Below are 24,042 nucleotides of genomic sequence, written 5' to 3' on the forward strand. Positions count from 1 at the left end.
CGTCTCTGAGGAAGGCCTTTGGGGGAAGGCTTATCCGCTCTTGTGGCAAACCCCGACCACGCGAAGGACGACAGCAGCGGCAGGTCTCCTGACTCGCGTCTCGGGCGCATCCTTCGCCTTCCCGGTTGATCCAGTGGCATGTGAAGAATACTCGACGCTTACAGTTGCGGGGACAGTGCGGAAGTTACATCCGCTTCCCTTTTAAGCCGCATTGCTGCGGCACCGGTTGCACGCGGCGGAGGTAGGGCGGGCCGGGCGCGGCGTCAAGCGGTTGTCTGTGGTTATCCGGGGATAGGCGTCAAGTGTGACATCATATCCCCTCTCCCCGTGGGGAGAGGGTTAGGCGCGGCCCGGCGAGGGTGAGGGGGCTTGGGGTGCGTGTAACTCCCCCTCACCCGGCTTCGCTTTGCTCCGCCACCCTCTCCCCGCGGGGGCGAGGGAAAGATAGCAACGCCCGCAATATCCCTTTCGCCGTATCAAATGGCGCGGCGCTGCGGCTGGCCTGAGCGGCGACGACCGCGCCGTTGAACAGCACCATGGCCTGCGCTGTCAGAGTGTCAGGATCGGAATGTCCGGTCAGCACACAAAATTCGCGCATCAGTCCGGTCATATCGGCCATCATGGCCTCGGATGCCGCCTCGATCTGCGGATTTCGGCAGGCATATTCCAGCTTGGCCGACACGGCAAAACAGCCACGGAAACAACCCTCGGCGAATTTCGCCTGCCGCACATCGAACAAAGCGATTAGCCGACCCTTGGGATCGGGGCTGAGGCGTTCGACCTCAGCGCGCAGCAGCGGGATAACGTTCACCCGGTAATGTTCGACCAGTTCGGCGATCAGAACCTCCTTCGACGGGAAGTACTTATAAAGCGTACGCTTGGAAATGCCCGTATCGGCCATGATCGCGTCGACGCCGGTATTGAAGCCCTGATCGTAAAAGAGCTCGAAGGCGTGGTCGATAATATCCTGTTTCTTCTGCATTTTACTCATTACGGATCACTCTGACGGCAAGGTTCGGGACGCGCATTGGTCTGAATTCGAAAATAATTTAACACGTGCGCTTGCAAAAGTAAACAGAACGGTTTACATCGAGGTTATGTAAACAGATCAGTTTACTTTTTTGTACTGCAAACTTAGCCCCAAGGAGGCTCCCATGTCGCTTTCCAATCAAGTTATCGTCGTTACCGGCGCCAATCGCGGCATCGGTGCCGCCACCGTCCGCGAACTGTTGACCCGCGACGTCAAGAAAATCTACGCCGCCGCGCGCAACACGGCCTCGCTGCCGGACTTCAACGACCCGCGCGTCGTGGCGTTGACGCTCGACATCACCAATGACGCTCAGGTCAAGGCCGCCGCCGAGACCGCCGCCGACGCAGACGTCATCCTGAACAACGCCGGCACGGCTATCTTCACCGACGTGCTGAACAGCCCGCTCGAAGAGATCGGCAGCGATTTCAACGCCAATTTCTATGGCACGCTGCGCGTCATGCAGGCCTTCGCGCCGAAGCTGGTCGCCAGGGGTTCCGGCACCATCGCCAATGTCATCAGCGTCGTCGGTCTTGTCGCCGTGGCCTCGTTGGGTGGCTATTCGGCCTCGAAAGCCGCGCTTCTCTCCGTGACGCAATCGGCGCGCGCCGGGCTGAAAGACAAGGGCGTCAAGGTACTGGGCATCTTCCCCGGCCCGATCGACACCGATCTGGCGCGTGATATTCCGCTGGAAAAGGCAACGCCGGAAACCGCTGCCAAACGCATCGTCGCGGGGCTTGAAGCGGGAGAGGAATATATCTTCACCGATCCGGTCTCCGACCACATCGGTCATACCTGGCGGAACAATGCGCCGGGCCTCGAAGCCGCTATGTCGGGGGCGGAGTAAAGTAACGCTCCACGCCGCATTCCCGATAGGATTTAATCCTATTCGTGATAGACTGCGGCGTGGAGGTCTTCATGCGCACAACCCAGCAATTCAGCATCACCTTGCCGAACGACATGGCGGACGTCGTGGCGGAAAAGGTCAGTTCCGGCAGCTATGCCTCGGTCAGCGAGGTTTTGCGCGATGGCTTGCGGGCTTTGATCGAACGTGACGCCGCCATCGACAAATGGCTGCGGGAAGAGGTCGTGCCGGGGCACCGTGAATATATGGCCGATCCGTCAAAAGGCGTGCCCGCCGACCAGATCATGAAGCGCCTGAAAGCGCGGCGAGGTACGGATGCGGCGGAATGAAGGTAATCTTCACGCCGCTGGCCGAACGTCAGATCGGTGACCTGCATCGTTACATCACTGAAGCATCAGGTTTCGAGACCGGCGCTGACCGCTATATCGTACGTATCGTTGAATACTGCCTCGGTCTGGAATTGTTTCCGGAACGGGGCCGATTGCGGGATGACCTGCTGCCTGGATTGCGCACCATCGGGTTCGAGCGCCGGGTTACGATCGCTTACTTGGTTATGAATGATACGCTGCTGATCGAAGGCATCTATTACGGTGGACAGGATATCGACGGTGCATATTCTGACTAAAACACATACACTTTTGACGGGCGCACGAAGACCGTGTCGCCCAGCTTGAGGTCCGAGGCTTCGGACTCGTGTGCGTGCTGGGTCTCGAAGACCTTACCGTCAGGGGTTTGCAGTTCCAGACGCAGGCTCGATCCGGCGGGCAGCAGCGACAGAACCTTGGCTTCAAATCCGGGTCCGGTCGGCGACAGTTGTGCGTCGAACGGGCGGAAGCGCACGGTTTGCGCGCCCGACAGCGCCTTGGGGCTGACGGCGGGAGCGGTGAAACCGTCGAATGACGCCACGCCATCTGTGACGGTGGCAGGCACTTCGTTGGACGTGCCGAGAAACTCGAACACGAAGGCCGACTGCGGGTGGCGGTAAAGCTCCAGCGGCTTGCCGATCTGCTCGATCTTCCCGTCTTTCAACACCACCACGCGGTCGGCAAGGTCGAGCGCCTCTTCCTGATCGTGGGTGACGAAGATGGTGGTGACGCCGGTCTCGTCGTGGATCTTGCGCAGCCAGCGGCGCAGATCCTTACGCACCAGGGCGTCGAGCGCACCGAAGGGCTCATCGAGCAGCAGTATCCGCGGTGAAATGGCCAGCGCGCGGGCCAGCGCCACGCGTTGACGCTGGCCGCCGGACAACTGGCTGGGGTAGCGTTTGCCGAGGTCTTCCAACTGGATCAGTTTCAGCAGACGCTGCACGGTCGCGGCGATTTCGGCTTTCGACGGGCGGTCCTTGGCGGGGCGCACGTTAAGACCGAAAGCGATGTTCTGGGCCACCGTCATGTGGCGGAACAGGGCGTAGGACTGAAACACCATGCCGATGCGGCGATCGCGCGCCGACAGCTTCAGATAGTCCGCGCCGTCGAATTCGACCGTGCCGGTGTCGGGCTGATCGAGGCCCGCGAGGAGCCGAAGCAGCGTCGTCTTGCCGGAGCCCGATGGGCCCAGAAGGGCGAGGAACTCTCCCGGCTCGGCCTGAAACGACACGTCGTTGAGCGCGGCGAAGTCGCTGAAGCATTTGGTGATATTGTTGACGACGAGGGACATATCTATCTCAGTGCCTGCGATGGGCGGCCAGTTCGTCGGCGAAGCGCCATTCGAGCAGCGATTTCAGAACAAGGGTGACGAGGGCGAGACCGGCGAGCAGGGTGGCGGCGGCGAAGGCCCCCACGCTATCGTATTCGTTATACAGCACCTCGATATGCAGGGGCAAAGTGTTGGTCAGGCCGCGGATGTGGCCGGACACGACGCTGACGGCACCAAACTCGCCCATGGCACGGGCCGTACAGAGCAGGACACCGTAGGTCAGGGCCCATTTGATGTTGGGCAGGGTGACGCGGAAGAAGACGTCCCAGCCCGAGGCCCCGAGCGTCACAGCGGCGACTTCCTCATCGGTGCCCTGATCCTGCATCAGCGGGATCAGTTCGCGCGCCACGAAGGGCAGGGTGACGAGGATGGTGGCGATGACCAGCCCCGGCAGGGCGTAGATGATCTTGATGTCATGGGCTTGCAGAAACGCGCCGAACCAGCCGTGCGCCCCGAACAGCAGCACCCAGACGATGCCGGAAATGACCGGTGAAATGGTGAAGGGCAGGTCGAGGATCGACAGCAGCAGGCCCTTCAACGGGAAGTCGAAACGCGTAAAACACCACGCTGCGGCGATACCGAACACCGCATTGAGCGGCACGGCGATGCCCGCGACCAGCAAGGTCAGGCGGATGGCGCTCAGGGCGTCGGGCTGAACGATCGACGAGAGGTAAGGCTGAACACCCTGCTTGAAGGCTTCGGCCAGCACATTGACCAGCGGCAGCAGGATGACCAGCGCCATCCACAGGACCGCAAACGCCAGCAGGACGAGGGCAGGGAAGGACTTGGGGGCTTCGGGAGCACGAACCTTCATGCGCGGCCTCGTTTCGACAGCAGCAGTTGTACGCCGTTGATGACCAGCAAGCTGAGGAAGGACAGGGCCAGCATGGCGACGGCGACGGCGGCGGCCCCGGCATAGTCGAACTCTTCCAGCTTGATGACGATGAGCAGCGGCGTGATTTCCGACACGAAGGGCATGTTCCCGGCGATGAAGATGACCGAACCGTATTCGCCGACGGCGCGGGCAAAGGCCAGCGAGAAACCGGTCAGCAGCGCGGGCAGCAGCGACGGCAGGATGACGCGGACAGCGGTCTGCATGGGCGAGGCCCCGAGCGTTTGGGCGGCTTCCTCGACCTCGGCGTCGAATTCGGCCAGAACGGGCTGCACCGAGCGGACGATGAAGGGTAAACCGACGAAGATCAGGGCGACGAAGATGCCGAGCGGCGTATAGGCGATCTTGATACCGAGCGGCGCGAACAGGCTGCCGATCCAGCCATTGGCCGCATACATCGAACAGAGCGACACACCGGCCACGGCGGTCGGCAGGGCGAACGGCAGGTCGACCAGCGCATCGAGCAGGCTCTTGCCGGGGAACTCATAACGCGTCAGGACCCACGCGACGACCAACCCGGCGAACAGATTGACCACGGCGGCGGCAAAGGCCGTACCGAAGGTCAGTTTCAGCGAGGCGACGACGCGCGGATCGCTGACGGCTTGCCATACGCCGTCGAGGCCGTGCTCCCACGGCCGCGCCAGCAGGGCGGCCAGCGGGATCAGGACGATCAGCGACAGATAGGTGAGGGTGATGCCCAGCGACAAACGAAACCCGGGCAGGACCCGGGCCTTGTGCGTCGCTTTCGGTGGCTTGTACCCTTCCGTCACAAACGGAGGCGCGCCCGCGTCAGGGGTAGCGTCGGTCGTCATTGTCACTCTGGGTTACTTGTTGATGCGCGCTTGCAACTTGTCGAACGCCGCGCCCGCCGCGAAGAAGTCCGCATGGGCTTTCTTCCAGCCGCCGAAGTCGGTGTCCACTGACAAAAGCGGCAGGGTCGGGAACTTATCCGTGAAGCCCTTGCCGATTTCGGGATTGGCCGGGCGGTAGTGGTATTCGGCGACCAGCTTCTGCGCCTCGTCCGAGAACAGGCCTTCCAGATAGGCGGTGGCCAGTTCTTTCGTACCCTTCTTCTCGACGTTCTTGTCTACCACGGCGACCGGCGGTTCGGCGCGGATCGACCACGACGGATAGACGACCTCGAAGCCTTCCGCGGCACTGTCCTTCAGGGCCAGCAGGGCCTCGTTTTCCCAGGCGAGCAGGACATCGCCCTGACCGCGCTGCACGAAGGTGGTCGTCGAACCGCGCGCTCCGGTGTCCAGTACCGGCACGTTACGGTAAAGCTGTTCGATATAGGCGTCGGCCTTGGCGGTGTCGCCGGCATTGGCCTTAAGCGCCCAGCCATAGGCCGCCAGATAGTTCCAGCGCGCCCCGCCCGAGGTCTTGGGATTCGGCGTGATGACGCCGACGCCCGGCTTGACCAGATCGCTCCAGTCCTTGATGGCCTTGGGGTTGCCCTTGCGGACGAGGAACACGATGGTCGAATAGTAGGGCGTCGAATTGTACGGCAGACGCGTGGCCCAGTCGGCGGCGATCAGGCCCTTTTCGGCGATCGCGTCGATATCGTGAGCCAGCGCCAGCGATACCACGTCGGCCTCAAGGCCCTCAATGACGGCGGTGGTCTGCTTGCCCGAACCGCCGTGGCTTTGGTTGACGGTAACGGGGCTCTCGGCCGTCGCGGCGAACAGCTTGTTATAGGCGACGTAGAATTCGCGCGTCGGGTCGTAGGAGACGTTGAGCAGCGTTGTCGCCGTTGCCTTGCCCGTATTGCCGCAGGCGACGAGCGACAGGGCCTGACCGGCCAGACCCGTGGCGGCGGCGCCCTTGAGCAGCCAGCGGCGCGAAAGCGTAGTGCGGTCGGTCATCAAAGTTCCCCGTCGTTGAATTAGGCGGTTATAAACGCAAAACAGTAGGAATTAAGCTCACGCTCACGCGAGCGGAAACTAACCTATTTTCCCTCATATGCCAAACCCGCGCCTCAGGTCATGCGACGATTTCTCGGATCATCGATTAGCGGCGCTAAAGTGCAGTGGTTCCAATAAGCGCTTGCCAGTCCCGGCGTTTGGCGGCAAGCAGCCTTGTAAGCTTTTCTGGATGAGACCCTCATGCGCGAAATCACCCGACTGACCTCCGCCACCCTCGACAAGCCGAAGTCCCGCCGCGCGGTGAATGTCGGCGTGGAGCGCGGTTCGACGGTGCTGATGGAAAGCGCCGAGTTTCTCTATAATGACGACATCAAACCGACCTACGGCACCGATGGTTTGTCGACGCAGGCCGAGCTGTGCCGCCTGATCGCCGATCTTGAAGGGGCGTATAAGGCGTTCATCCTGCCGACGGGGCTGGCGGCGCAGACCCTGCCGATCTTCGCGGCCCTGAAGGCCGGAGATCACGTGCTGGCGGTCAACTCGGCCTACGCCCCGGTGCGCCGCTTCCTCAATACCCAGATGCAGCGCTATGGTATCTCGATCACCTGGTATGCGCCGTCGCTGTCGCCGGAAGCCGTGCTCGATCTCGCGCAGGATAACACCCGCCTGATCTATGTGGAAAGCCCGGGGTCGCTGACGTTTGAAATTCAGGATATTCCGGCGATCGCGGCCTTGGCCAGGGCACGCGGCATCCTGACCCTGTGCGACAATACCTATGGCGCGGGGGTGCTGTTCAAGCCGCTGGCGCACGGCTGCGACGTCTCGATGCAGGCCCTGACCAAATACGCGGGCGGGCATTCCGATGTGCTGATGGGGTCGGTGGCGGTCAATGACCCGAAGCTGGCCAAGCAGATCTACGACGCGATCAAGGCGTGGGGGTTCTTTACCAGCGCCGACGAATCCTATCTGGCGATCCGTGGTTTGCGGACGCTGCACCTGCGTTTGCAGCGGTCAGGCGAGTCGGGGCTCAAGGTCGCCAGGTGGCTGGAAGGCCGCCCGGAAGTGCTGCGCGTCGTGCATCCGGCGTTGGATAGTCACAAAGGGTCTGACGTCTTCAACCGCGACTTCACCGGGCCGAACGGCCTGTTTCTCGTCGTGCTGAAAGGCGACGGCGAGGCGACCTCGCACAGGTTTCTGAACGCGCTGAAGCTCTTCGGGCTCGGCTTTTCGTGGGGCGGTTTCGAGAGTCTGGCCGTCAATTGCGAGCCGCAGTTTCTGGGGCGGCACAAGATCACGCCTGAGGATCACGCCCCTCTGGAAGGCAGCTATGTGCGGCTCTATGTAGGGCTGGAAGACCCGGACGACCTGATCGCCGACATCGAACAGGCGTTGAACGAGATCGCATAATCTATTTCTCCCTGGCTATGCCGGGGAGCCGGGGAGCCGGTGCCAGGGATCGCTTTGCGAAGCAAAGGGGTGGTGGGGTATCTTGCGGAGGTTCGGCGCAAGCCTTGCGATTCAAGAAAGCAAGAACCCCCACCACCACATCTCACTCACTGCGTTCGCTCGTGCGGTTCCCCTCCCCAGCAAAGCTAGGGAGGAGTAGAGATTTAGAACTTATGCACCAGACCAAAGATCGTGCGGCCTTCGTAGCGTTCGCCGCGTTCATGGTGGTCGGTGTCGTAATAGCGCAGATCCGCCGACAGCTTTTCCGTCACCGCATAGGTCACGCCGTAGTTCCACGCCAGATAGTCCGGCGCGTCCTCGGTCTGGCGCGTCGCCAGATTGAGCGAGGCATTCCATTTGCCGTTCAGCTTGTGCGCAACGCCTAACTCGTACCAGTCGGCGCGTTCCGCCGTACCGAAACCGTCCGGCGACAGGATGGCGCGGGCCTTGAGCGTGGTATTGCCGAACTTGCGGCTCACCGTCGCGTCGAATTCGTAGACATCGTTGTCGTAGCCGGCCGGGGCATTGTCCTGAACGCGGTAGAGGACGTAGACATTATAGCTGTAGTCGCCCTTTTTGCCCTTGTAACCGACGTAAGAGTGGTTCTCGAAGGTGTGGCCTTTGTTGACGTAGATATTGAAGCTCTTCAGCCCGGCGTAAAAGCCCGACTTGACCGAAGCTTCGACGCTGGCGGTATATTGCGGGTCGCCGTCGGTCTGGCCGAGGCCCTTCGAGGTGCCTTCGGAGGCGACACCCAGACTTCCGGATAGTTTGAGGCCTTCGGCGTGCGCGGCGGTGGTGACGAGGGCGCAGGCGCCGATCAGCAGGTATTTCAACATTTCAGACTTAACTCACTAAATTCAGGGGTCGTCCCCTTGACCATGAGGTTAGGCTAAAACCTCAAACATATGGTTAAGTCGCGGAAAGGTTAGAACTTCTGTGTCAAAGACAGCACCAGACGGTCGCCATGCGCCTTTGAATAGTCCGGCTTGTCGGTGGTGTAATACCGCAGGTCCAGACCGGCTTTCTCCGTCAGTGCATAGGCCGCGCCAAGGTTAAACGCTGTGTAGTCCCGTGCGGGCTGGAGGCGGCGGATACCGATGCCCCCCGATACGGTCCATTTGTCCGAGACTTTCTGCGCCACACCAATCTCGTAATAACCGGCCCGTTTCGTCGTTCCCGACGAATCCGGCGACCAGATCGACAGGCCTTTCAGCGTCGTCTTGCCCCAGGTGCGCGACGCCTCGGTCTGCCATTCGTAGAACGCGTTATCGCTGCCGGCGCGCGCGCCGGTATTGACCTTATAGATGAGCTGACTGTTGACGCTAACCGGTCCCAACTTCAACTTGCTGCCGACCGACACGCCCGACTGATGGTCGCTGCCGTCGGAACCCTTGTAATTCTTGTAGCGGGCGGCGGCGTAAAACCATCCGCGCGTAGCCATGATCGCGCCGCCGATCTGACCGTTGCCTTGCGTTTCCGAGATACCCTTGCTGGTCGAGTCGGTCGCGGCGGTCAGTTGCCCGGACAGCTTCCAGCCTTCCAGCGCCTCGCCCCACTCGTCGGTCCAGTCGGCGAAATAATAGGCGCGGGGCTCTGCCTTCACTGCGAAGGGCGCAGCGATGAGCATTAAACACGACGGGATCAGGCGTTGTAATAAAAGTGTCACAATTGCGCGATAACGACGCTTTGTGTCCGGATTGTGGCAAGACTATGTGTTGGATCGCGATATTGTAGCTGAAAACCGCTGACACTTTTCGGCATATCACCCCTATGCAAACCTTTGGGTAAATGCGGTTTGCGCTTGGGCGAATTCGGCTTTCAAGCGTGTGACCAGTTCCGCCGTGGGCAAGACGTCGCGGACGCTGCCCGTGCCCTGACCGGCCGACCAGATGGTTTTCCACGCCTTGGCTTCGGCATTCAGTTCGTGATCCATGTCGATCTTGGTCGTCATGTCTTTCAGCATGTCTTTCGTCAGGCCGTTCTGTTCCAGCGACGGCAGCAGGAACGACGCCGGGACACCGGAAATGGCCGGGGTATAGACGATGTCCTTGGCCGAGGATTGGGTCAGCATGGTCTTGTAACCGTCACTGGCCATCGCTTCTTTCGTGGCGATAAAGCGCGTGCCCATATAGCCGAGATCAGCCCCCATCATGAGGGCAGCCGCGACGTCGGAACCGGTCGACAGACACCCAGACAGGATGATCGTACCGCTGAATATTTTACGGACTTCACCCAGCAGCGCGAACGGATTGAGCGTCCCGGCATGGCCGCCCGCGCCGTTGCAGACCAGGATCAGGCCATCGACCCCGGCTTCAGCGGCCTTTTCGGCATGGCGGACATTGACGATGTCGTGAAAGACCACGCCGCCGTAGCTGTGGACGGCATCGACCACGTCGCGCACGGCCCCCAGCGAGGTGATGACCAGCGGCACCTTCTTGTCGACCGTGACCACCATATCGGCCATCAATCTCGAATTGGTAGGGTGGACAATGAGATTCACCCCGAAACGGACGTCATCGGGCGTCAGGGCCTCTTGAATTTGGTCGAGCCATTGCGCATAGCCTTCGGTGGTGCGCTGGTTCAGCGCCGGGAAGGTGCCGATCATGCCGGCCTTGCACGTCTCGATGACCAGCTCCGGACCGGAGACGAGGAACATCGGCGCGGCGATGGCGGGAAAGGTCAGGCCGGTCTTGAGGCTGTCGGGAATGGCCATGGTCGTTCTTGCCCTTAGGTAAATTATTGTTATTGTTTGAGTATTGCTCAGTTTGAGCGAGATTGAAAGGGCGTTTTATGGCGCATTATACGGATAATCTGACGCAGCTCGGTCAGCAGCTCGGCGCACCGACGGACCCCGAAAGCGCGGTGCTGGAACGCGTGCCCAATCCGCACACCGATATCGACTATGTGGCGCGCTTCACCGCGCCGGAATTCACCTCGTTGTGTCCGGTGACCGGTCAGCCCGACTTCGCGCACATCGCCATCGATTACGTGCCGGGGGAGTGGCTGGTCGAATCGAAGTCGCTGAAACTGTTCCTGACGGCCTTCCGCAATCACGGGGCGTTCCACGAAGACTGCACCATCTATATTGCCAAGCGCCTGCGCGATTTGCTTGAGCCGCGCTGGCTGCGCATCGGCGGCTTCTGGTATCCGCGCGGCGGCATCCCGATCGACGTCTTCTGGCAGACGACCGAGCCGCCGAAGGGCGTGCTGGTGCCGGACTTCGGCGTCGCGACCTATCGCGGGCGGGGGTAAGAGTTCATGCGGGGGGAATGGTCCAAACGGTTGATCCGCTTCGCCTTGGGATATGGGTTGGCGACGTTGGCAGCCATCGTCGTTCATGCGACGACTCAGGTTTTGACCGGCGCCATGTGGGCGATGAATCTGATCCGGTGGTTTACCGTCCATGCGCCGGTTCTGGTTATGCCCACGTGCATTATCGCCGCTCTGCTTGAAGCGAAGCGCCGGATAAATTTGCCCTATGCGATGATAACCGGTTGCGGCGCAGGGTTCGGCCTCGCCTATGCCCTGATATACAAAGTCGTGGCCCTGACCCGCAATGCGACGTGGACGCCCGTTTATATGGCGCCGATCTTGGTGCCGCTGACTTGTGCCATAAGCACGATTATTCTCGCGTTTGTAATTGGGTATCTCGCCAAACGACAGCAGACGCTGTTGATCTCGCCGACCTATACGGGTTCCGACCCGTTGTGACGCCTTACGGAGGCGGGGCCGGGAACTTGTCCGGGAACCAGGTCTGCAAATCGCATAGGGGCAGGGCCCGCAGCACGGCGGTCAGGCCTTCGCGCGTACAGCCCTTGGCGAGGCTGGTCTGCATACGGGGATGCGCCAGAAACTCGTCCATCCGCTCAAGGGGGATCAGATCGACCGGACCGAAGCGGGCGGGCGACACAAAGCCGACCTTTGCGCGCGCCTCGTCTTCATCGTCGCCATACGCGCCAGCCTCGTTCGCGTCGATTTCGGCGGCGGGCCGAACCTCCGGCGCGGGCCGGGGCATCACGACGGGCAGGGTGATCTTTGGCAAGGGCGGCAGTTCCCCCTTGGCTTCCAGCCGGTCTTCCCACTGGCGTTTGGCGTGATAGGAAACCCGACCCACGATCGTCTCGGCTGCCAGTTTCGGCGCGAGGGCCTCGGCCGCGTCGCAGCGCGCGAACAGGCGTTCGATGCACATGGCCATGCGGATGGCGTGGTCCAACTCATCCATCTTTTTCGGATCGGCCAGGGTTTCGAGGCGATCGAGCATCCGGTCGCCGAAGGCGCGCAACCGCGCTCTTCGCAGATCGCGGATGGTCCGTTCATCGGGCGTGGCGGGTTCTGGCGTCATGCGGACAAGCATGGGGCAAGTTTGAACGAAGGGGATAAAATGCCATATACCTCCCCAGCGAGCTGGGAGGGCCGGGCGGCCGGTGCCGGACCATGGGCGAAGCCTATGGTGGTGGGGTGTCTTGAAGTTTCAGCGGCTACTGTCCGCAAGTAAGCAAAAACCCCCACCACCACATCTCACTCACTGCGTTCGCTCGTGCGGTCCCCCTCCCCGGTACACCGGGGAGGTATGATTTGACGAGCGCTTGACGGACGGCATTTGCGAGCGATAACTGATCTGAAGGGGAAGATATTATGTCAGTCTGGAATCGTTGGTGGAAGCGAGGATTAGTAGTCTATCTTTGCGGGGCGGTATCCGTCTTCGTCACCGTCCAGATTGAAAGCGCGCTGGTGGCGGCTGACCTTTTCAAGGCATGGTGGGATACGCCCATACTCTACGATTTGCGCGCCCAGATACTGGCCGCATTGATTTGGCCTATAGCCTTGCTACCCAGTTTTATCGTTGCTGAGGCGATCGGCGCATACCGGCGCAAGTCCTTCAAACCGCTGACCTATGCGGTTTACGCTATCGTCTTCTTTTTCATCCCTTTTGTGGAATGGATTTTGGCGATCCCGGTCGAACGTTTGAATGAACTCGTACCCAACGATCTCGTACGCGCGACGGTCATATACATAGGTATGGCCGTCGTCTCTGGTGCCATTGCCTTTGGTGTGTCGGGCGTTTGCCGAAATATGCACCATGCCGTGTGACGGGTGACAATCTGGGTGCAGGGCCAAAACAAGACTTGGGACCCTGCCCGCCGGAGGCCCCTTCTATTGAGGCATCACCCTTCCCAGAAACTCACGCGCTCGGCAAAGTCCGGGCGGTCGCGTTCCAGCGGCGCTTCGGTCGGCGTACCGAGATAGATAAAGCCCGCGACCTCTTCGCCGTCCTTCAGACCGAGGATCGCCTTGGCCTCGGCGTCGTATGAATACCAGTCGGTGATCCAGTTGGCACCATAGCCCATCGCCCCGGCGGCAATCAGCAGATTCTGACAGACGGCCATGGCCGAACCGATCTGTTCCCACAGGGGGATTTTATGTGGCTGGACGGGGGAATAAACCACCAAAAGCGCTGCGGGCGGCGTGGACAGTTTAAGCAGGGCACCTGCCGCGGGTTTGTCGCCGCGCGACTCGGCGAGGGCGCGCAGTTTGTCCACCAATGACGCCTTGGACTCCGACGTAAAACGCACGATGCGCCACGGCCCGATCTTGCCGTGGTCGGGGACGCGGAAGCCGATCTTGATCAGTACCTCGATTTCGTCTTCGGACGGCGCGGGCAGACCCAGAGTCGGGGCGGGGGCCGAGCGGCGATTGAGCAGCAGATCGAGGGTTTCCGTCGAGACCTTGGCCGGTAAGGGGGTGCCGAAGTCGATGCGGGCGAGGTTAAGGGCGCTAAGGTCGGCTTTGGCGGTCATAGGGTGGTTCCGTGTAAGAAAAAGGATGATCGACATATAGGACGTGCTATCGAAAATGATAAGTATAAAGGAGCCTTTCTCATGACCGTCGAACGCCCTCTGCCGCCGTGGGACTCAGCCGAACGCGATGCCAAGCGCCCCCGGTGGCGTGCCGATGACATCCGGGTGGATCACGATTCGCCGTGGATGCGACTGGAGGTTTCCCCGGCGATCGCGCCTACGGGACGTCGCACCGAATATGGGGTGGTGCGCTTCGGCAATCGCGCTGTCGGGGTCTTGCCCTTGCACGATGACGGCACGGTGACGCTGGTCGGGCAGATGCGCTTTGCCTTTGACGCCTGGAGTTGGGAAATGCCCGAAGGCGGGGTGCCTTTCAATGAGCATATGCCGGACGGCGCCCGACGCGAACTGCGTGAGGAAACGGGGCTTATCGCGGCTAATCTGCGGGAAATATTGCAGATGGATATGTCGAATTCCATCACCGACGAGGTTGCGGTCTGCTATCTGGCGACCGGTTTGACGGCCACCGAGACCGAGCCGGACGACACCGAAAATCTCGAAATCGCACGGGTTCCCTTCAAAGACGTGCTCGAAGCTGTTATAAAAGGACAGATAAGGGACGCCTTAACCGTTGCGACGGTATTACGGGTGTACCATATGGCTGTCACAGGGGCGCTGCCGGAAGCGTTGGCGCGCCTGATCAGAAGTTAGTGCGAGATACCCTCATGGCGCAACCGTTCGAAGTCATCACCCCCGCCGACACGCCGATCTGGCTGTGCCTGCGTCAGGAAGCGTCCGACGCCATTGCGGCGGAGCCGGGGCTGGCCTCGCTGCTGCATTCGACCATCCTGTCGCACGACGACCTGGCGTCTGCCCTGTCGTACCACGTGGCGCGCAAGATGGGCGACGACACCATGCGCGGTATGACCGTGCGCGAGATGGTCCAGCGTTATTATGAGCGCGACCATTCGCTGGTCGATGCCGCCGAAGCCGATCTTCAAGCCATTTACGAGCGCGATCCGGCGGCCAAGGGCTACTTGCAGGCCTTCATGTTCTTCAAGGGCTATCTGGCGATTCAGGTCTATCGCATCGCCCACAGCCTGTGGCAGGACAACCGCATCACTATGGCGCACCTGTTGCAAAGCCGGGTATCGGAACTGTTCCAGATCGACATCCACCCGGCGGCGCGTCTGGGCAAGGGCATCTTCATGGACCACGGCACCGGCATCGTCATCGGCGAAACGGCGGTGGTCGGCGACGACGTGTCACTGCTGCACGGCGTGACGCTGGGCGGGACGGGCTCGGATTCGGGCGACCGCCACCCCAAGATCGGCAAGGGTGTGCTGCTGGGCGCCGGGGCCAAGGTGCTCGGCAATATCGAGATCGGCGAATTCGCCAAGATCGCAGCGGGCTCTGTGGTGCTCAAGCCCGTGCCGTCGCACTGCACGGCGGCGGGCGTGCCGGCGCGCCTGGTCAACTGCCAGACCTGCGCCGATCCGGCCAAGTCGATGGACCAGACCCTGTCGGACGTGGTGTACGACTACGTGATCTGACCTTTGTCAGTTAAAGTTTGGCGGATAAATCGCCATCAGGCCCCGCGCGGTCCCATCAAACGCAATGACCATACAGATGACCTGCCCGCCAAAAGTGAGCAGGTTTGTTCTCAGGTTGGGTTTGAGGGCACTACGATTGCGCCATGCCCATGTAATGGCTGCCACTGAGGCTGTAATGATACTTGCGATTATGTATGGGTTAAAGCCGATATAGAAATTAAATGACAATATCGCCATAACAAGTGTGGCTATAACTCCAATAGCAAACGCCAGAATACACCACGGCCAGACAGTATTGTGTTGCTTAGTCATAATCCCCACTCGAAAGACTATGGCTTCTCGTCTGTTGCGCATTTGCCCGGGCCGCGCATCTGCGTCGCCCAGACCGGTTCGATATAGCGTCCGCCGTCGTAAAAGCCTTCGCAGTCCTTGCGTGCGCTGCGGTTCGTTTTGTCGCCGCTGAAATCGAGCGAAATGGCGATAGATTGCGTCTTGCCGCCGCGCACCACGCGGGGACGGCCATAGCTGTAACCGTACCCACCCGCGTAAGACGCCCCATAACGGCCATAACCGGCACCGTCATAGGGATACCCATAGTCGTCGTAACCATAGCCGTCATAGCCATATCCGTAACGGTCATAGACGAGGACGTTATTCTTGCCGTAGTCGGTCTGACCGATAGCGATACCCAGCGTGCCGGTTTCACCGACGGGAATCTCCGTCGCCACATAACCGCTGCGATAGCCGCCGGTGCCGATGCTGGCGCTCACCTCGGTACGCACGCGCCGTTCCGGGCGCGACAGGGTTTCGACCTTGTCGATGATCTGGGATTCGATGCTGACCGGGGCGACGGGGGTCCTGGCCTTCGATTCGGCGATCTCGGCTTCGGTCGGGAGCGGCGCGCGCGTATTGGTCACCACCGTCTCGTCGTCCGCCGCATGGGCTGCGACGCCGCCCGACAACAGGGCAACGGCAAGGGCGACAACAGGCAGACGCGACATGTTCATGACAAGACTCCGATGGCGCGCAGGGTGCACCGGTATGGGTACGGAATTAAGGCCGCTCCCTGTCCGATTTGCAAGTCCGTTATTGTGGAGAAGACCGCCCTTCGCGTTTGCGCTTAAGGGCTTAAGCGGGTAAGACCACACGCAGAATTTATCCCCTACAGGGCGTTTTCGTGCTTTGATCGCGGCGCTCAGGAACCATACACAGAAGGGCCACCCATGAACCCCGTTGAACTGACCAAGGTGCAAAACTACCTGACCAAGACCTTCGGCACCAAGGGCCTCGATGTCCGCGCACGCAAGCAGAAGGACTCGGCCGAGGTCTATATCGGTGAAGAATTCATCGGCGTCATCTATGTCGACGAAGACGAGGAAGGCTCCTACATGTTCGAGGTCGCCATCCTCAAGGAAGACCTCTAACAGTCCTTTTAACATAACGTCGTGTTGTCATTCCCGTGGTGCGGGTTTAGGTTTAGCCAAAACCGCACCCCCGGAGGAAGCCATGATCCGTCAAAGCCTTATCACCGCCGCTGTCCTTGCCGGCGGCATTTTACTGTCCCATTCGGCCATCGCGCAGCAAAAGACGCAACCGGGCGTCAAGGCCGCCGCCATGACCCCGCCCAACGGCAAGTATCAGTGCTACAGCGGCGCGGGCGGCAATATGAAGCTGAACTTTGCGGCCGGTAACAGCTATAGCAACGAGCAGGGCAAGGCGGGTAAATACACCGTGTCGAAAGACGGTCTGATGACCTTCACCAACGGACCGTGGGCCGGGTTCTATGCCAAGGTCATCGGCCCGACCAAGGTGGGCCTGACGTCCAATCCCGCCGCCAATTTCTATCAGATGACCTGCGATCTCAAAAAGTAAGCGCATTGGCTGCGCCGAACGTTGTTTCCAAAAAGTGTGCAGCGGTTTTTGGAATCAAATGCGCGCTAATACAAAGATATTAGCAGCCGGTTTCGCCCACGACCTTTATCGTGTCGCGGTGTGCGCCCTGTTCGACGGTCAGGGTGCCCGCGATGCGGAACACCTCGTCACTGATCGTTTTGGTGACCTTGAGGGACTGCGTGACCACGACCGCGCCATCGGCGCTGGCGAAGCGGCTTTCGGGCGTTTGCATCGATTTCGACGCGCCGGTCAGGGTGAGGGGGATCAGTTTACCATCCACGCGGATCAGGCCTTTTTCGAAATCGTCGACCCACACGGCGGTAGAGTCCTTGCCGATATCGCTTTCCGACCGGTAGAGATAGGCGCTGCACCCGTCGATGCTAGCGGCCTTTATCTCGTTAGTGGTGACGCGGCCGATTTCCGCAGCCTGTGTGTGGCTGGCGGCGAGGGCGAACAGAGCGGTCATGACGATGCGTTTCATAGGGCGTCCCTCAGGGTTATCAGGCGGTTCAGCAGCCGGTTACATTCGAAGCTTAATCCCTTGTATTCGAGTTGCAAGGGGGTAAGATTTTCAACCTGAAATATAAGTTCCCGGAGCCATATTTTACCGTCCGGGTGTGTCGCGAGCGCATCCAGCGGCGTCAACTGGATGCCGATGCTGAACAGCACCGCGCCGCTGTCTGGCAGCTTGCGAAGGGTCTGGCGCTCGACGCGGATGAATACGCTGTCGGCGTCCGGGCCGTTGCCGAAGCGTTGTGGTGGCGCGACGTGCGGATGGTGCAGGGTGTCGTTGCCATAAAGCGACCAGTTCCAGCGGATCACCGGTTCATCGGGTCTGAGGTTGTCGAAGATGCGCTCGATGACGGCGGCGTTGCGCGTGCCTTCGCTGAAATCCGGCACCGGCGCGTGGACCTCGTGCAGGGCTTTGCCGAGCTTTTCGGCGATCAACCACGAAGAGGGAAAGCAGATCGCCCCCGCCGTCAGTCGCCAGCCTTCGGGCGACTTTTGCAGGATGGCGAGGTCTTCGGCCACCAGACGCGCGGCGGCCAGCAGGGACGGTTCGGCGGGCGTTTCCGGCGGCAGACCGAGCAGGGTGCGGATTAGATCGTGCGCCTCGGTTTGCGCGGCCTCCGATCCCGGTTCCGCCCCCCATACCGTGCCGCGCGTCTCAGCAAACAGCCGTGCCTTCTCTGCCAGATAGACCGGCAACCGCTCGTCCTGCTCCAGCCACGGCGTATCGCCCAGCGGCGACAGGCCGATGCGAAACAGGGGCTGCGAACCATCGAAGGGTGTGTGCATGAATAAGCTCCTCCCCTGATTTCAGGGGAGGTGGCGTTTGAGCGCAAGCGAAAAACGACGGTGGGGTTAACACCTATGCATTAACCCCACCCGACCTTTCAGGCCACGGCACGGGCCGCCCCACCTCCCCTGAAATCAGGGGACGTGCTCAATCTCACGGCACAACCTCGCAGGTCGTCATGATCTCGGCGCGCAGTTCGGGGATGCCGAAACCTTTTTCCGACGAGGTCGCCAGCACGACCGGGTGGGCGGCGGGGCGCTTCTTGATCTGGGCCTGCGTCTTCTCGATGACGGCCTCAAGCTCGTGCGGCTTGATCTTGTCGGCCTTGGTCAGGACGATCTGATAGCTGACGGCGGCCTTGTCCAGTGCGTCCATCGGCTCGTTGTCGACCTCTTTCAGGCCGTGGCGGGCGTCGATCAGCAGATAGGCACGCTTCAGGCCCGGACGACCGCGCAGATAGTCGCGGCCGAGGTTCTGGAACGATTTCACGGTGGTTTTCGACGCGCGGGCCCATCCGTAGCCGGGCAAATCCACCAGACGCAGCTTTTCGTCCAGCACGAAGAAATTGACTTCGCGCGTGCGGCCCGGCTCGTTCGAGGCACGCGCCAGATGATTGTGACCGGTCAGGGCGTTGATCAGGCTCGACTTGCCGACATTGGACCGCCCGGCGAAGGCGACTTCGGGCAGGTCGTCGGGCGGCAGTTGCTCGATCTTGGCCGCGCCCATCATGAAGCGCGCCTGACGGGCAAACAGCACGCGCCCGGATTCGAGGGTCTCTTCGGAATAAAGGGGTTCGTCGGTCATGGAGAGAGTCTCCTGAAAAAAATCATACCTCCCTGCACATAGTGCGAGGAGGGGGACCGCGCCTGAAAGGCGTGGTGGTGGGGTGTCTTGCGGAAGTTCAGCAAGCAGAGGTTTTGTAAAAGCAAGAGCCCCCACCACCACATCTCAGACCTTCGGTCTTCGTGCGGTCCCCCTCCCCAGCAAGCTGGGGAGGTATGAACGTGCCGCGTCTTAGTCTTTCTTCGGCGTCTGGCGGGCGCGCTTGGTGCCGCCAGCCGTTTTCGGTTTCGCCGGTTGGATCACTTCGCCTTCGTGGATCACCTCTTCGGCGACCTCGATGGTGTGTTCGGCTTCCGATTTCGGCTTGGTCTTGGCGACCTTGCCGAGGAAGGTATCGATCGGGTTTTCGACGCCCATCTGACGCATCAGGGCGTATTGCTGGGCGACCGTCAGGACGTTGTTCCATATCCAGTAGATCAGCAGGCCCGACGCGAACGGCGCCATGATGAAGGTGAACATGATCGGCATAAGCTGGAAGATGCGGCGTTGCATCGGGTCCGGCATCGGCGGGTTCATGCTCTGCGACAGCGCCATCGAGGCGCCATACAGGATCGGCAGGATACCAATATGCAGCGAGGTCGCCATCAGGCCGCCGATCAGCGGCACCGTCGCCGGGTCGTAGGGCAGCAGGCCGAAGAGGTTGAACAGGGTCGACGGGTCGCGGCCCGACAGATCCTGAATCCAGCCGAAGAACGGCGCGTGGCGCATTTCGATGGTGACGAACAGCACCTTGTACAGGGCGTAGAAGACAGGGATCTGCACGAAGATCGGCAGACAGCCCGACATCGGATTGACCTTTTCCTTCTGGTAAAGGTTCATCATCTCGATCTGCATCTGCTGGGCATTGCCCTCGTGCTTCTTCTTAAGCTCCTCGACCTTGGGCTGGAGGAGTTTCATCTTGGTCATCGACTCGTAGGACTTATGCGCCAGTGGGAAGAAGATGAGCTTCACGATGACGGTCAGGCCGAGGATGGCGAGGCCGAAATTGCCGAGGAAGCCGAACAGGTGGTCGAGCACCCAGAACATCGGGCGCGTCAGGAACCAGAACATGCCCCAGTCGATCGCCTTGTCGAAGGCGGGCAGCTTGTACTGGTCCTGATAGGCCGACAGGATCGAGGCCTGCTTGGCGCCGGAATAGATCTTGTAGCTGATCTGAACCGGCTGACCCGGCTGGATCGTGACGGGTTCGGCGATGTAGCCGGCCTGATAAAGGAAGTTGAAATCCTTCTCGTCGGCGGGGGTCTGATCGGTCGCCTTCATGGCGGCGTGGATCCTCGTCGTCTGATCCGGGATGACCGCGGCCATCCAGTATTTGTCGGTCAGGCCCATCCAGCCGCCGGTCGAATCGACCTTATAGGCCTTCTTCTTGTCGTCCTTTTCCCAGTTATGGAACTTGAACTCCGGGACCATATAGCCCTTGTCCTTCGAGAAGGCGCCGATGCCGCCTTCGTGCAGGATCATGTTCTTGCCGAGTTCCTTGGGGGCGCCCTGACGGATGATATTGGCGTAAGGCGCCAGCGTCACGGCATTGGCCGTGCCGTTGACGACCTTGTCCGTCACGGTGATCATATATTTATCGTCGAGGCTAAGGGTGCGCTCGAAGGTCAGGCCCGTACCGGCGTTGAAGCCCAGCACGACATTTTTGCCAGGGCTGAGCACGGTGCCGGACAGGACCGTCCACACGCTGTTGCCCGCGGGGACACCGGCGACGTTTTGCCCGACCCAGCCCGATTCGGCGTAATAGGCGTGTTCGGCGCCCTGCGGCTTGAACAGCTCGACCAGCGGCGAGTCTTTCGCCAGCGTCTCTTTATATTGCTTGAGGTACAGGTCGTCGACGCGCGCGCCCGCCAGAGACAGCGAACCCTTCAGGGCGGGCGAGTCGATCTGGATGCGCGGGGTTTGTTTCAGCGCCTGATCGCGCGGCAAGCGGCCCTCGACATAGAGGCTTTCCGGCGTGGCGACGACAGCGGGCTTGGCGGCCTCGGCCTTTTTCGCCGCAGCGGCGGCGGCGCGTTCCTTCTCCAGCTTCGGACCCTGCACGAAGTACTGGTATCCGAACAGGATCGCCAGCGACAGGGCGAGGAAGATGAACATATTGCGGTTGTCGTCGCGCTTCATGGACGGCTGCACTTTGTAGATAGGGCTATGGAGAGATAGCGGTTAAACTTTGGGCGACAGCCTTATCAGGGCGCGTTTGACATCGTCAAGCAAACCTTGCCAGTCGCAGGATTTGGTCGCGTCGCGGGCGATGAAGACGTAGTCGTGGCCGGGGCGTCCGTGTTGCGGCAAAAGCGCGCGGGCGGCCTCGCGCATCCGGCGCTTGGCGCGGTTGCGGGCGACGGCATTGCCGGTCTTTTTGGTGGCGGTGAAGCCGATGCGCATGTCGTCGGTCTCATCGTTACGCGCGCGGCACTGGACCACGACGGAGGGACGGGCCTGATAGGGGGCCTTGTTGGCCGCCAGGAACTCTTTGCGCTTTTTGAGGTGAGGCAGGGACATGGTTTTGTTCTTATACCTCCCCAACTTGTTTGGGGTGTAGCGCCAGCGAAAGTACAGCTTTCGCAAGCGATGGGACCGCACGAGCCAGCTTGCTGGCGAGATGTGGTGGTGGGGGCCTGCGTTGTCGCTATAGCGGATAAATGGGTAACAGATCAGACGCAAATTCTACGCGAGCCCCCACCGTCTTTTGCCGCTTCACGGCAAAATCCACCTCCCCCAGTAAACTGGGGGAGTATGAAGGATACCGAACAGCAAAAGAGGCCCTCGAATCACTTCAAGGACCTCTTTTAAAGCTTATAGCGCAGACGCGATTAGGCGGTCAGGCGCTTGCGGCCCTTGGCGCGGCGACGGGCGACGACCTTTTGGCCGTTCTTGGTTGCCATACGGGCGCGGAAGCCGTGGCGACGGGCGCGAACAAGGCGGCTCGGCTGGAATGTACGTTTCACGGTTGAACTCCGGGGTTAGGTGCAATAGCCCTAACTGACGAGCTATCGTTTAAAAAGAGGCGCGTCGATAAACCGCCGACGCACGCTTGTCAATGGCTGTATGCCGGGATTCGCACCCGCGCATCGGAATCTTATGCGCTGCGTGCAATTTCCCGCACGCGGCTTCACGAATGCGTGTTACAATATTTCCAATAATCTGAAAACACCTCCGCCGACTGAATTTATGGACCTGTCTGACATCGCGCCTGTCGATCTGAAACGCCCGCCCGTCAGGCTAAGGGTGCGGGTCGCTGCGCGCGAGGACGTGCCGGCGGCGGCGGGTGGCGGCAAGCGACGCAAGAGCTTCAAGGACTGGCGGCGCGGCCTGTTTGAACACCTGAAACCCTCAGGGCCCGATTTCCGACGCGGGATAAAGAGCCTGCAATCCTATTTCGGCGGCCTGTCGGGGCATCTGCTGCTGCTGACGGCCCTGTTCGTGGCGGTGATGGTGATGATCATCCTCGTCCCGTCTCTGGCGTCGTATCAGGAACGCTGGCTGATCGACCGCGTGCGTCAGGCCGAGATCGCGTCTCTGGCGCTCGATGCGTCCGCCGAAGGGGCCGTGTCGAAGGACCTGTCGTCGCAACTATTGGAAAGCGTCGGGGCGTCGTATCTGGCCCTGCAAAGCAACGGCATCCAGTTCGTCCTGCGCGACCCGGACGTCACGGTCGAGCCCGACACGGTCGATATCCGCCACATCGATCGCGGCCTGAGCGACGATGCCGCCTATCTGTGGGGACCGTGGAAGACCTTTTTCTCGCGCCCCGACCGCGTCATCCGCACCGAAGCGACACCCAAGGTGCGTAAGGCCACCGACCTGATCCAGATCGATGTCCCGGCGGAGCCTTTGAAACACGAACTCAAGGCGCATCTGGGCTCGATCCTGCGCATGTCGATCGCCATTTCGCTCGTCGCCGGTGCGCTGGTCTTTGCCGCCCTGTCGTTCTTTATCGTGCGCCCGATCCGCACCCTGACCAAGTCGGTGTCGCGCTTCAAGGAAAACCCCGAAGACGTCACCGTGTCGCCGAAACTGTCCGGCCGTCGCGACGAGATCGGGCAGATCGAGGAAGAGCTGTTCGCCATGCAGGCCGAGGTCCGCCATGCGCTCAAGTCGCAGGCGCGGCTGGCGGCGCTGGGGCAGGCGGTGTCGAAGATCAATCACGATCTGCGCAATATGCTCACCGCCGCGCAGATGGCGTCGGAGCGTCTGGCCTATTCCGGCGATCCCAATGTGACCAAGGCCCTGCCGCGTCTGGAGCGGGCTCTGGATCGCGCCCTGACCCTGGCGCAGAATGTGCTGAACTACGGCAAGACCGACGAAATCCCGGCGCGGATTCAGATCATCCGTCTGAAAGACCTCGCCGAAGCCGCTGCCGAGGATGCGGGGCTGAGTTTGAATAACAAGACGCCGGAGCGCGTGCGCTTCTCGCTCAAAGCGGCGCAGGGTTTCTATTTCGAGGCCGATCCCGATCACTTGCACCGGCTGCTGGTCAATCTGATGCGCAATGCCCGTCAGGCGATCGAAGGCCAGCCTAATCGCAAGACGGTGGGGCGCGTGACCCTGAGCGCGGTCAAGACGGCGGACGAGGTGATTCTGGTGCTAAGCGACAACGGGCCGGGGATACCGGAGCGTATCCGCGACAAACTGTTCCAGCCGTTCTCAGGTTCGGTGACGCCGGGCGGTTCGGGGCTGGGGCTGGCCATCGCGCGCGAGCTTGCGCAGACCCACGGCGGCGATGTGCGCCTGACCGAAACCGGCCCGCAAGGCACGTCGTTCGAGATACGCATCCCTCAGAAGGGGTGACCTCTTCTCACTCCTTCCTGGCTATGCCGGGGAGGGGGACCGCGCCCGTAGGGCGGGGTGGTGGGGTTTCTTAC

At 61.0% G+C, this 24,042-nt stretch carries 30 protein-coding genes and 1 riboswitch; of the genes, 12 read left to right on the forward strand and 18 right to left on the reverse strand.

Annotated elements, in window-relative coordinates:
* Positions 1-60: 60 nt before the first annotated feature.
* A riboswitch (cobalamin riboswitch) is annotated at positions 61-242 on the reverse strand.
* A 149-nt stretch (positions 243-391) separates the two neighbouring features.
* The gene (locus AEYBE204_RS28755) at positions 392-982 is read right to left on the reverse strand and encodes a TetR/AcrR family transcriptional regulator (protein ID WP_023461937.1); all 591 of its coding nucleotides are present in this window, start codon (positions 980-982) and stop codon (positions 392-394) included.
* A gap of 172 nt (positions 983-1,154) precedes the next feature.
* On the opposite strand from AEYBE204_RS28755, the gene AEYBE204_RS28760 reads away from it, so the two are divergent.
* The 3 genes from AEYBE204_RS28760 (at position 1,155) to AEYBE204_RS28770 (ending at position 2,517) form a co-directional block, all read left to right on the forward strand.
* Positions 1,155-1,874: an SDR family NAD(P)-dependent oxidoreductase gene (locus AEYBE204_RS28760; RefSeq protein ID WP_023461938.1), complete on the forward strand. Its 720-nt coding sequence runs from the start codon at positions 1,155-1,157 to the stop codon at positions 1,872-1,874.
* A gap of 71 nt (positions 1,875-1,945) precedes the next feature.
* Positions 1,946-2,221 carry a type II toxin-antitoxin system ParD family antitoxin gene (locus AEYBE204_RS28765; protein WP_023461939.1) on the forward strand — a complete coding sequence of 92 codons (276 nt, stop codon included), beginning with the start codon at positions 1,946-1,948 and terminating at the stop codon, positions 2,219-2,221.
* On the forward strand, positions 2,218-2,517 hold the full coding sequence (locus AEYBE204_RS28770; protein WP_023461940.1) for a type II toxin-antitoxin system RelE/ParE family toxin: 300 nt from the start codon (positions 2,218-2,220) through the stop codon (positions 2,515-2,517). Before AEYBE204_RS28765 ends, AEYBE204_RS28770 begins: the two co-directional genes overlap by 4 nt.
* On the opposite strand, the gene AEYBE204_RS28775 is transcribed toward AEYBE204_RS28770, so the two are convergent.
* Genes AEYBE204_RS28775 through AEYBE204_RS28790 form a run of 4 tightly spaced genes read right to left on the reverse strand, consistent with a single transcriptional unit; the run spans position 2,514 to position 6,344 of the window.
* A complete protein-coding gene (locus AEYBE204_RS28775; protein WP_023461941.1) occupies positions 2,514-3,548 on the reverse strand; it encodes a sulfate/molybdate ABC transporter ATP-binding protein in 1,035 nt (344 codons plus the stop codon). The genes AEYBE204_RS28770 and AEYBE204_RS28775 overlap by 4 nt on opposite strands.
* Positions 3,549-3,555: 7 nt before the next feature.
* Complete coding sequence (cysW, locus tag AEYBE204_RS28780; protein WP_023461942.1) at positions 3,556-4,401, reverse strand: sulfate ABC transporter permease subunit CysW; 846 nt, start codon at positions 4,399-4,401, stop codon at positions 3,556-3,558.
* Positions 4,398-5,291: a sulfate ABC transporter permease subunit CysT gene (cysT, locus tag AEYBE204_RS28785; protein WP_023461943.1), complete on the reverse strand. Its 894-nt coding sequence runs from the start codon at positions 5,289-5,291 to the stop codon at positions 4,398-4,400. The genes cysW and cysT overlap by 4 nt, the downstream gene beginning before the upstream one ends.
* 12 nt (positions 5,292-5,303) lie before the next feature.
* Positions 5,304-6,344 (reverse strand): sulfate ABC transporter substrate-binding protein, encoded by a 1,041-nt coding sequence (locus tag AEYBE204_RS28790; protein WP_023461944.1) that lies wholly within the window; start codon positions 6,342-6,344, stop codon positions 5,304-5,306.
* Positions 6,345-6,584: 240 nt separating this feature from the next.
* Here AEYBE204_RS28790 and metC point away from each other — a divergent pair, with 240 nt between their 5' ends.
* Entirely contained in the window at positions 6,585-7,751 is a 1,167-nt protein-coding gene (metC, locus tag AEYBE204_RS28795; RefSeq protein WP_023461945.1) for a cystathionine beta-lyase, read from the forward strand.
* Between the two features lie 203 nt (positions 7,752-7,954).
* Here the strand turns inward: metC and AEYBE204_RS39475 are convergent, their stop codons facing one another.
* The 3 genes from AEYBE204_RS39475 to AEYBE204_RS28810 all read right to left on the reverse strand — a co-directional run bounded on the left by AEYBE204_RS39475 (position 7,955) and on the right by AEYBE204_RS28810 (position 10,506).
* Complete coding sequence (locus AEYBE204_RS39475; RefSeq protein WP_023461946.1) at positions 7,955-8,629, reverse strand: TorF family putative porin; 675 nt, start codon at positions 8,627-8,629, stop codon at positions 7,955-7,957.
* A gap of 89 nt (positions 8,630-8,718) precedes the next feature.
* The gene (locus tag AEYBE204_RS28805) at positions 8,719-9,420 is read right to left on the reverse strand and encodes a hypothetical protein (RefSeq protein WP_023461947.1); all 702 of its coding nucleotides are present in this window, start codon (positions 9,418-9,420) and stop codon (positions 8,719-8,721) included.
* A gap of 141 nt (positions 9,421-9,561) precedes the next feature.
* Positions 9,562-10,506, reverse strand: coding sequence for a nitronate monooxygenase family protein (locus AEYBE204_RS28810; RefSeq protein WP_023461948.1), 945 nt, complete (start codon positions 10,504-10,506; stop codon positions 9,562-9,564).
* 77 nt (positions 10,507-10,583) lie between these two features.
* Between AEYBE204_RS28810 and queF the strand changes: the two genes are divergently transcribed.
* Together queF and AEYBE204_RS28820 are read left to right on the forward strand one after the other, a co-directional pair.
* Complete coding sequence (queF, locus tag AEYBE204_RS28815; protein WP_023461949.1) at positions 10,584-11,045, forward strand: preQ(1) synthase; 462 nt, start codon at positions 10,584-10,586, stop codon at positions 11,043-11,045.
* 30 nt (positions 11,046-11,075) lie between these two features.
* Complete coding sequence (locus AEYBE204_RS28820) at positions 11,076-11,504, forward strand: hypothetical protein (protein ID WP_155908314.1); 429 nt, start codon at positions 11,076-11,078, stop codon at positions 11,502-11,504.
* 4 nt (positions 11,505-11,508) lie between these two features.
* On the opposite strand, the gene AEYBE204_RS28825 is transcribed toward AEYBE204_RS28820, so the two are convergent.
* The gene (locus tag AEYBE204_RS28825) at positions 11,509-12,135 is read right to left on the reverse strand and encodes a hypothetical protein (protein WP_155908316.1); all 627 of its coding nucleotides are present in this window, start codon (positions 12,133-12,135) and stop codon (positions 11,509-11,511) included.
* A 293-nt stretch (positions 12,136-12,428) separates the two neighbouring features.
* Between AEYBE204_RS28825 and AEYBE204_RS28830 the strand changes: the two genes are divergently transcribed.
* Positions 12,429-12,884, forward strand: coding sequence for a hypothetical protein (locus tag AEYBE204_RS28830; protein WP_023461952.1), 456 nt, complete (start codon positions 12,429-12,431; stop codon positions 12,882-12,884).
* A gap of 74 nt (positions 12,885-12,958) precedes the next feature.
* Here the strand turns inward: AEYBE204_RS28830 and AEYBE204_RS28835 are convergent, their stop codons facing one another.
* On the reverse strand, positions 12,959-13,591 hold the full coding sequence (locus tag AEYBE204_RS28835; protein WP_023461953.1) for a nitroreductase: 633 nt from the start codon (positions 13,589-13,591) through the stop codon (positions 12,959-12,961).
* 81 nt (positions 13,592-13,672) lie between these two features.
* Between AEYBE204_RS28835 and AEYBE204_RS28840 the strand changes: the two genes are divergently transcribed.
* Both AEYBE204_RS28840 and cysE read left to right on the forward strand, forming a co-directional pair.
* Positions 13,673-14,302, forward strand: a complete 630-nt coding sequence (locus AEYBE204_RS28840) for an NUDIX hydrolase (protein ID WP_023461954.1) — start codon at positions 13,673-13,675, stop codon at positions 14,300-14,302.
* Positions 14,303-14,316: 14 nt separating this feature from the next.
* Positions 14,317-15,144, forward strand: coding sequence for a serine O-acetyltransferase (gene cysE, locus AEYBE204_RS28845; protein WP_023461955.1), 828 nt, complete (start codon positions 14,317-14,319; stop codon positions 15,142-15,144).
* Positions 15,145-15,150: 6 nt separating this feature from the next.
* Here cysE and AEYBE204_RS0120150 read toward each other — a convergent pair whose 3' ends face one another.
* Together AEYBE204_RS0120150 and AEYBE204_RS28850 are read right to left on the reverse strand one after the other, a co-directional pair.
* Entirely contained in the window at positions 15,151-15,456 is a 306-nt protein-coding gene (locus tag AEYBE204_RS0120150; RefSeq protein ID WP_031230326.1) for a hypothetical protein, read from the reverse strand.
* A gap of 17 nt (positions 15,457-15,473) precedes the next feature.
* On the reverse strand, positions 15,474-16,151 hold the full coding sequence (locus AEYBE204_RS28850; protein ID WP_023461956.1) for a hypothetical protein: 678 nt from the start codon (positions 16,149-16,151) through the stop codon (positions 15,474-15,476).
* Between the two features lie 216 nt (positions 16,152-16,367).
* On the opposite strand from AEYBE204_RS28850, the gene AEYBE204_RS28855 reads away from it, so the two are divergent.
* Positions 16,368-16,568 carry a DUF3126 family protein gene (locus tag AEYBE204_RS28855; protein WP_023461957.1) on the forward strand — a complete coding sequence of 67 codons (201 nt, stop codon included), beginning with the start codon at positions 16,368-16,370 and terminating at the stop codon, positions 16,566-16,568.
* An 82-nt stretch (positions 16,569-16,650) separates the two neighbouring features.
* Positions 16,651-17,016 carry a hypothetical protein gene (locus tag AEYBE204_RS28860; protein WP_023461958.1) on the forward strand — a complete coding sequence of 122 codons (366 nt, stop codon included), beginning with the start codon at positions 16,651-16,653 and terminating at the stop codon, positions 17,014-17,016.
* A 79-nt stretch (positions 17,017-17,095) separates the two neighbouring features.
* Here the strand turns inward: AEYBE204_RS28860 and AEYBE204_RS28865 are convergent, their stop codons facing one another.
* From AEYBE204_RS28865 to rpmH, 6 genes are all read right to left on the reverse strand, one after another.
* Positions 17,096-17,518, reverse strand: a complete 423-nt coding sequence (locus AEYBE204_RS28865) for a hypothetical protein (protein WP_023461959.1) — start codon at positions 17,516-17,518, stop codon at positions 17,096-17,098.
* Positions 17,515-18,336: a DUF3445 domain-containing protein gene (locus tag AEYBE204_RS28870; protein ID WP_023461960.1), complete on the reverse strand. Its 822-nt coding sequence runs from the start codon at positions 18,334-18,336 to the stop codon at positions 17,515-17,517. Before AEYBE204_RS28870 ends, AEYBE204_RS28865 begins: the two co-directional genes overlap by 4 nt.
* Before the next feature lie 154 nt (positions 18,337-18,490).
* The gene (gene yihA / locus AEYBE204_RS28875) at positions 18,491-19,141 is read right to left on the reverse strand and encodes a ribosome biogenesis GTP-binding protein YihA/YsxC (protein ID WP_023461961.1); all 651 of its coding nucleotides are present in this window, start codon (positions 19,139-19,141) and stop codon (positions 18,491-18,493) included.
* Positions 19,142-19,351: 210 nt separating this feature from the next.
* The gene (yidC, locus tag AEYBE204_RS28880) at positions 19,352-21,298 is read right to left on the reverse strand and encodes a membrane protein insertase YidC (protein WP_023461962.1); all 1,947 of its coding nucleotides are present in this window, start codon (positions 21,296-21,298) and stop codon (positions 19,352-19,354) included.
* Between the two features lie 42 nt (positions 21,299-21,340).
* On the reverse strand, positions 21,341-21,679 hold the full coding sequence (gene rnpA / locus AEYBE204_RS28885) for a ribonuclease P protein component (RefSeq protein ID WP_023461963.1): 339 nt from the start codon (positions 21,677-21,679) through the stop codon (positions 21,341-21,343).
* Positions 21,680-21,990: 311 nt separating this feature from the next.
* A complete protein-coding gene (rpmH, locus tag AEYBE204_RS28890; RefSeq protein WP_023461964.1) occupies positions 21,991-22,125 on the reverse strand; it encodes a 50S ribosomal protein L34 in 135 nt (44 codons plus the stop codon).
* Between the two features lie 223 nt (positions 22,126-22,348).
* Here rpmH and AEYBE204_RS28895 point away from each other — a divergent pair, with 223 nt between their 5' ends.
* On the forward strand, positions 22,349-23,968 hold the full coding sequence (locus AEYBE204_RS28895; protein WP_081724632.1) for a HAMP domain-containing sensor histidine kinase: 1,620 nt from the start codon (positions 22,349-22,351) through the stop codon (positions 23,966-23,968).
* Positions 23,969-24,042 lie beyond the last annotated feature (74 nt).

Source organism: Asticcacaulis sp. YBE204 (assembly GCF_000495855.1).
Taxonomy (GTDB): domain Bacteria; phylum Pseudomonadota; class Alphaproteobacteria; order Caulobacterales; family Caulobacteraceae; genus Asticcacaulis.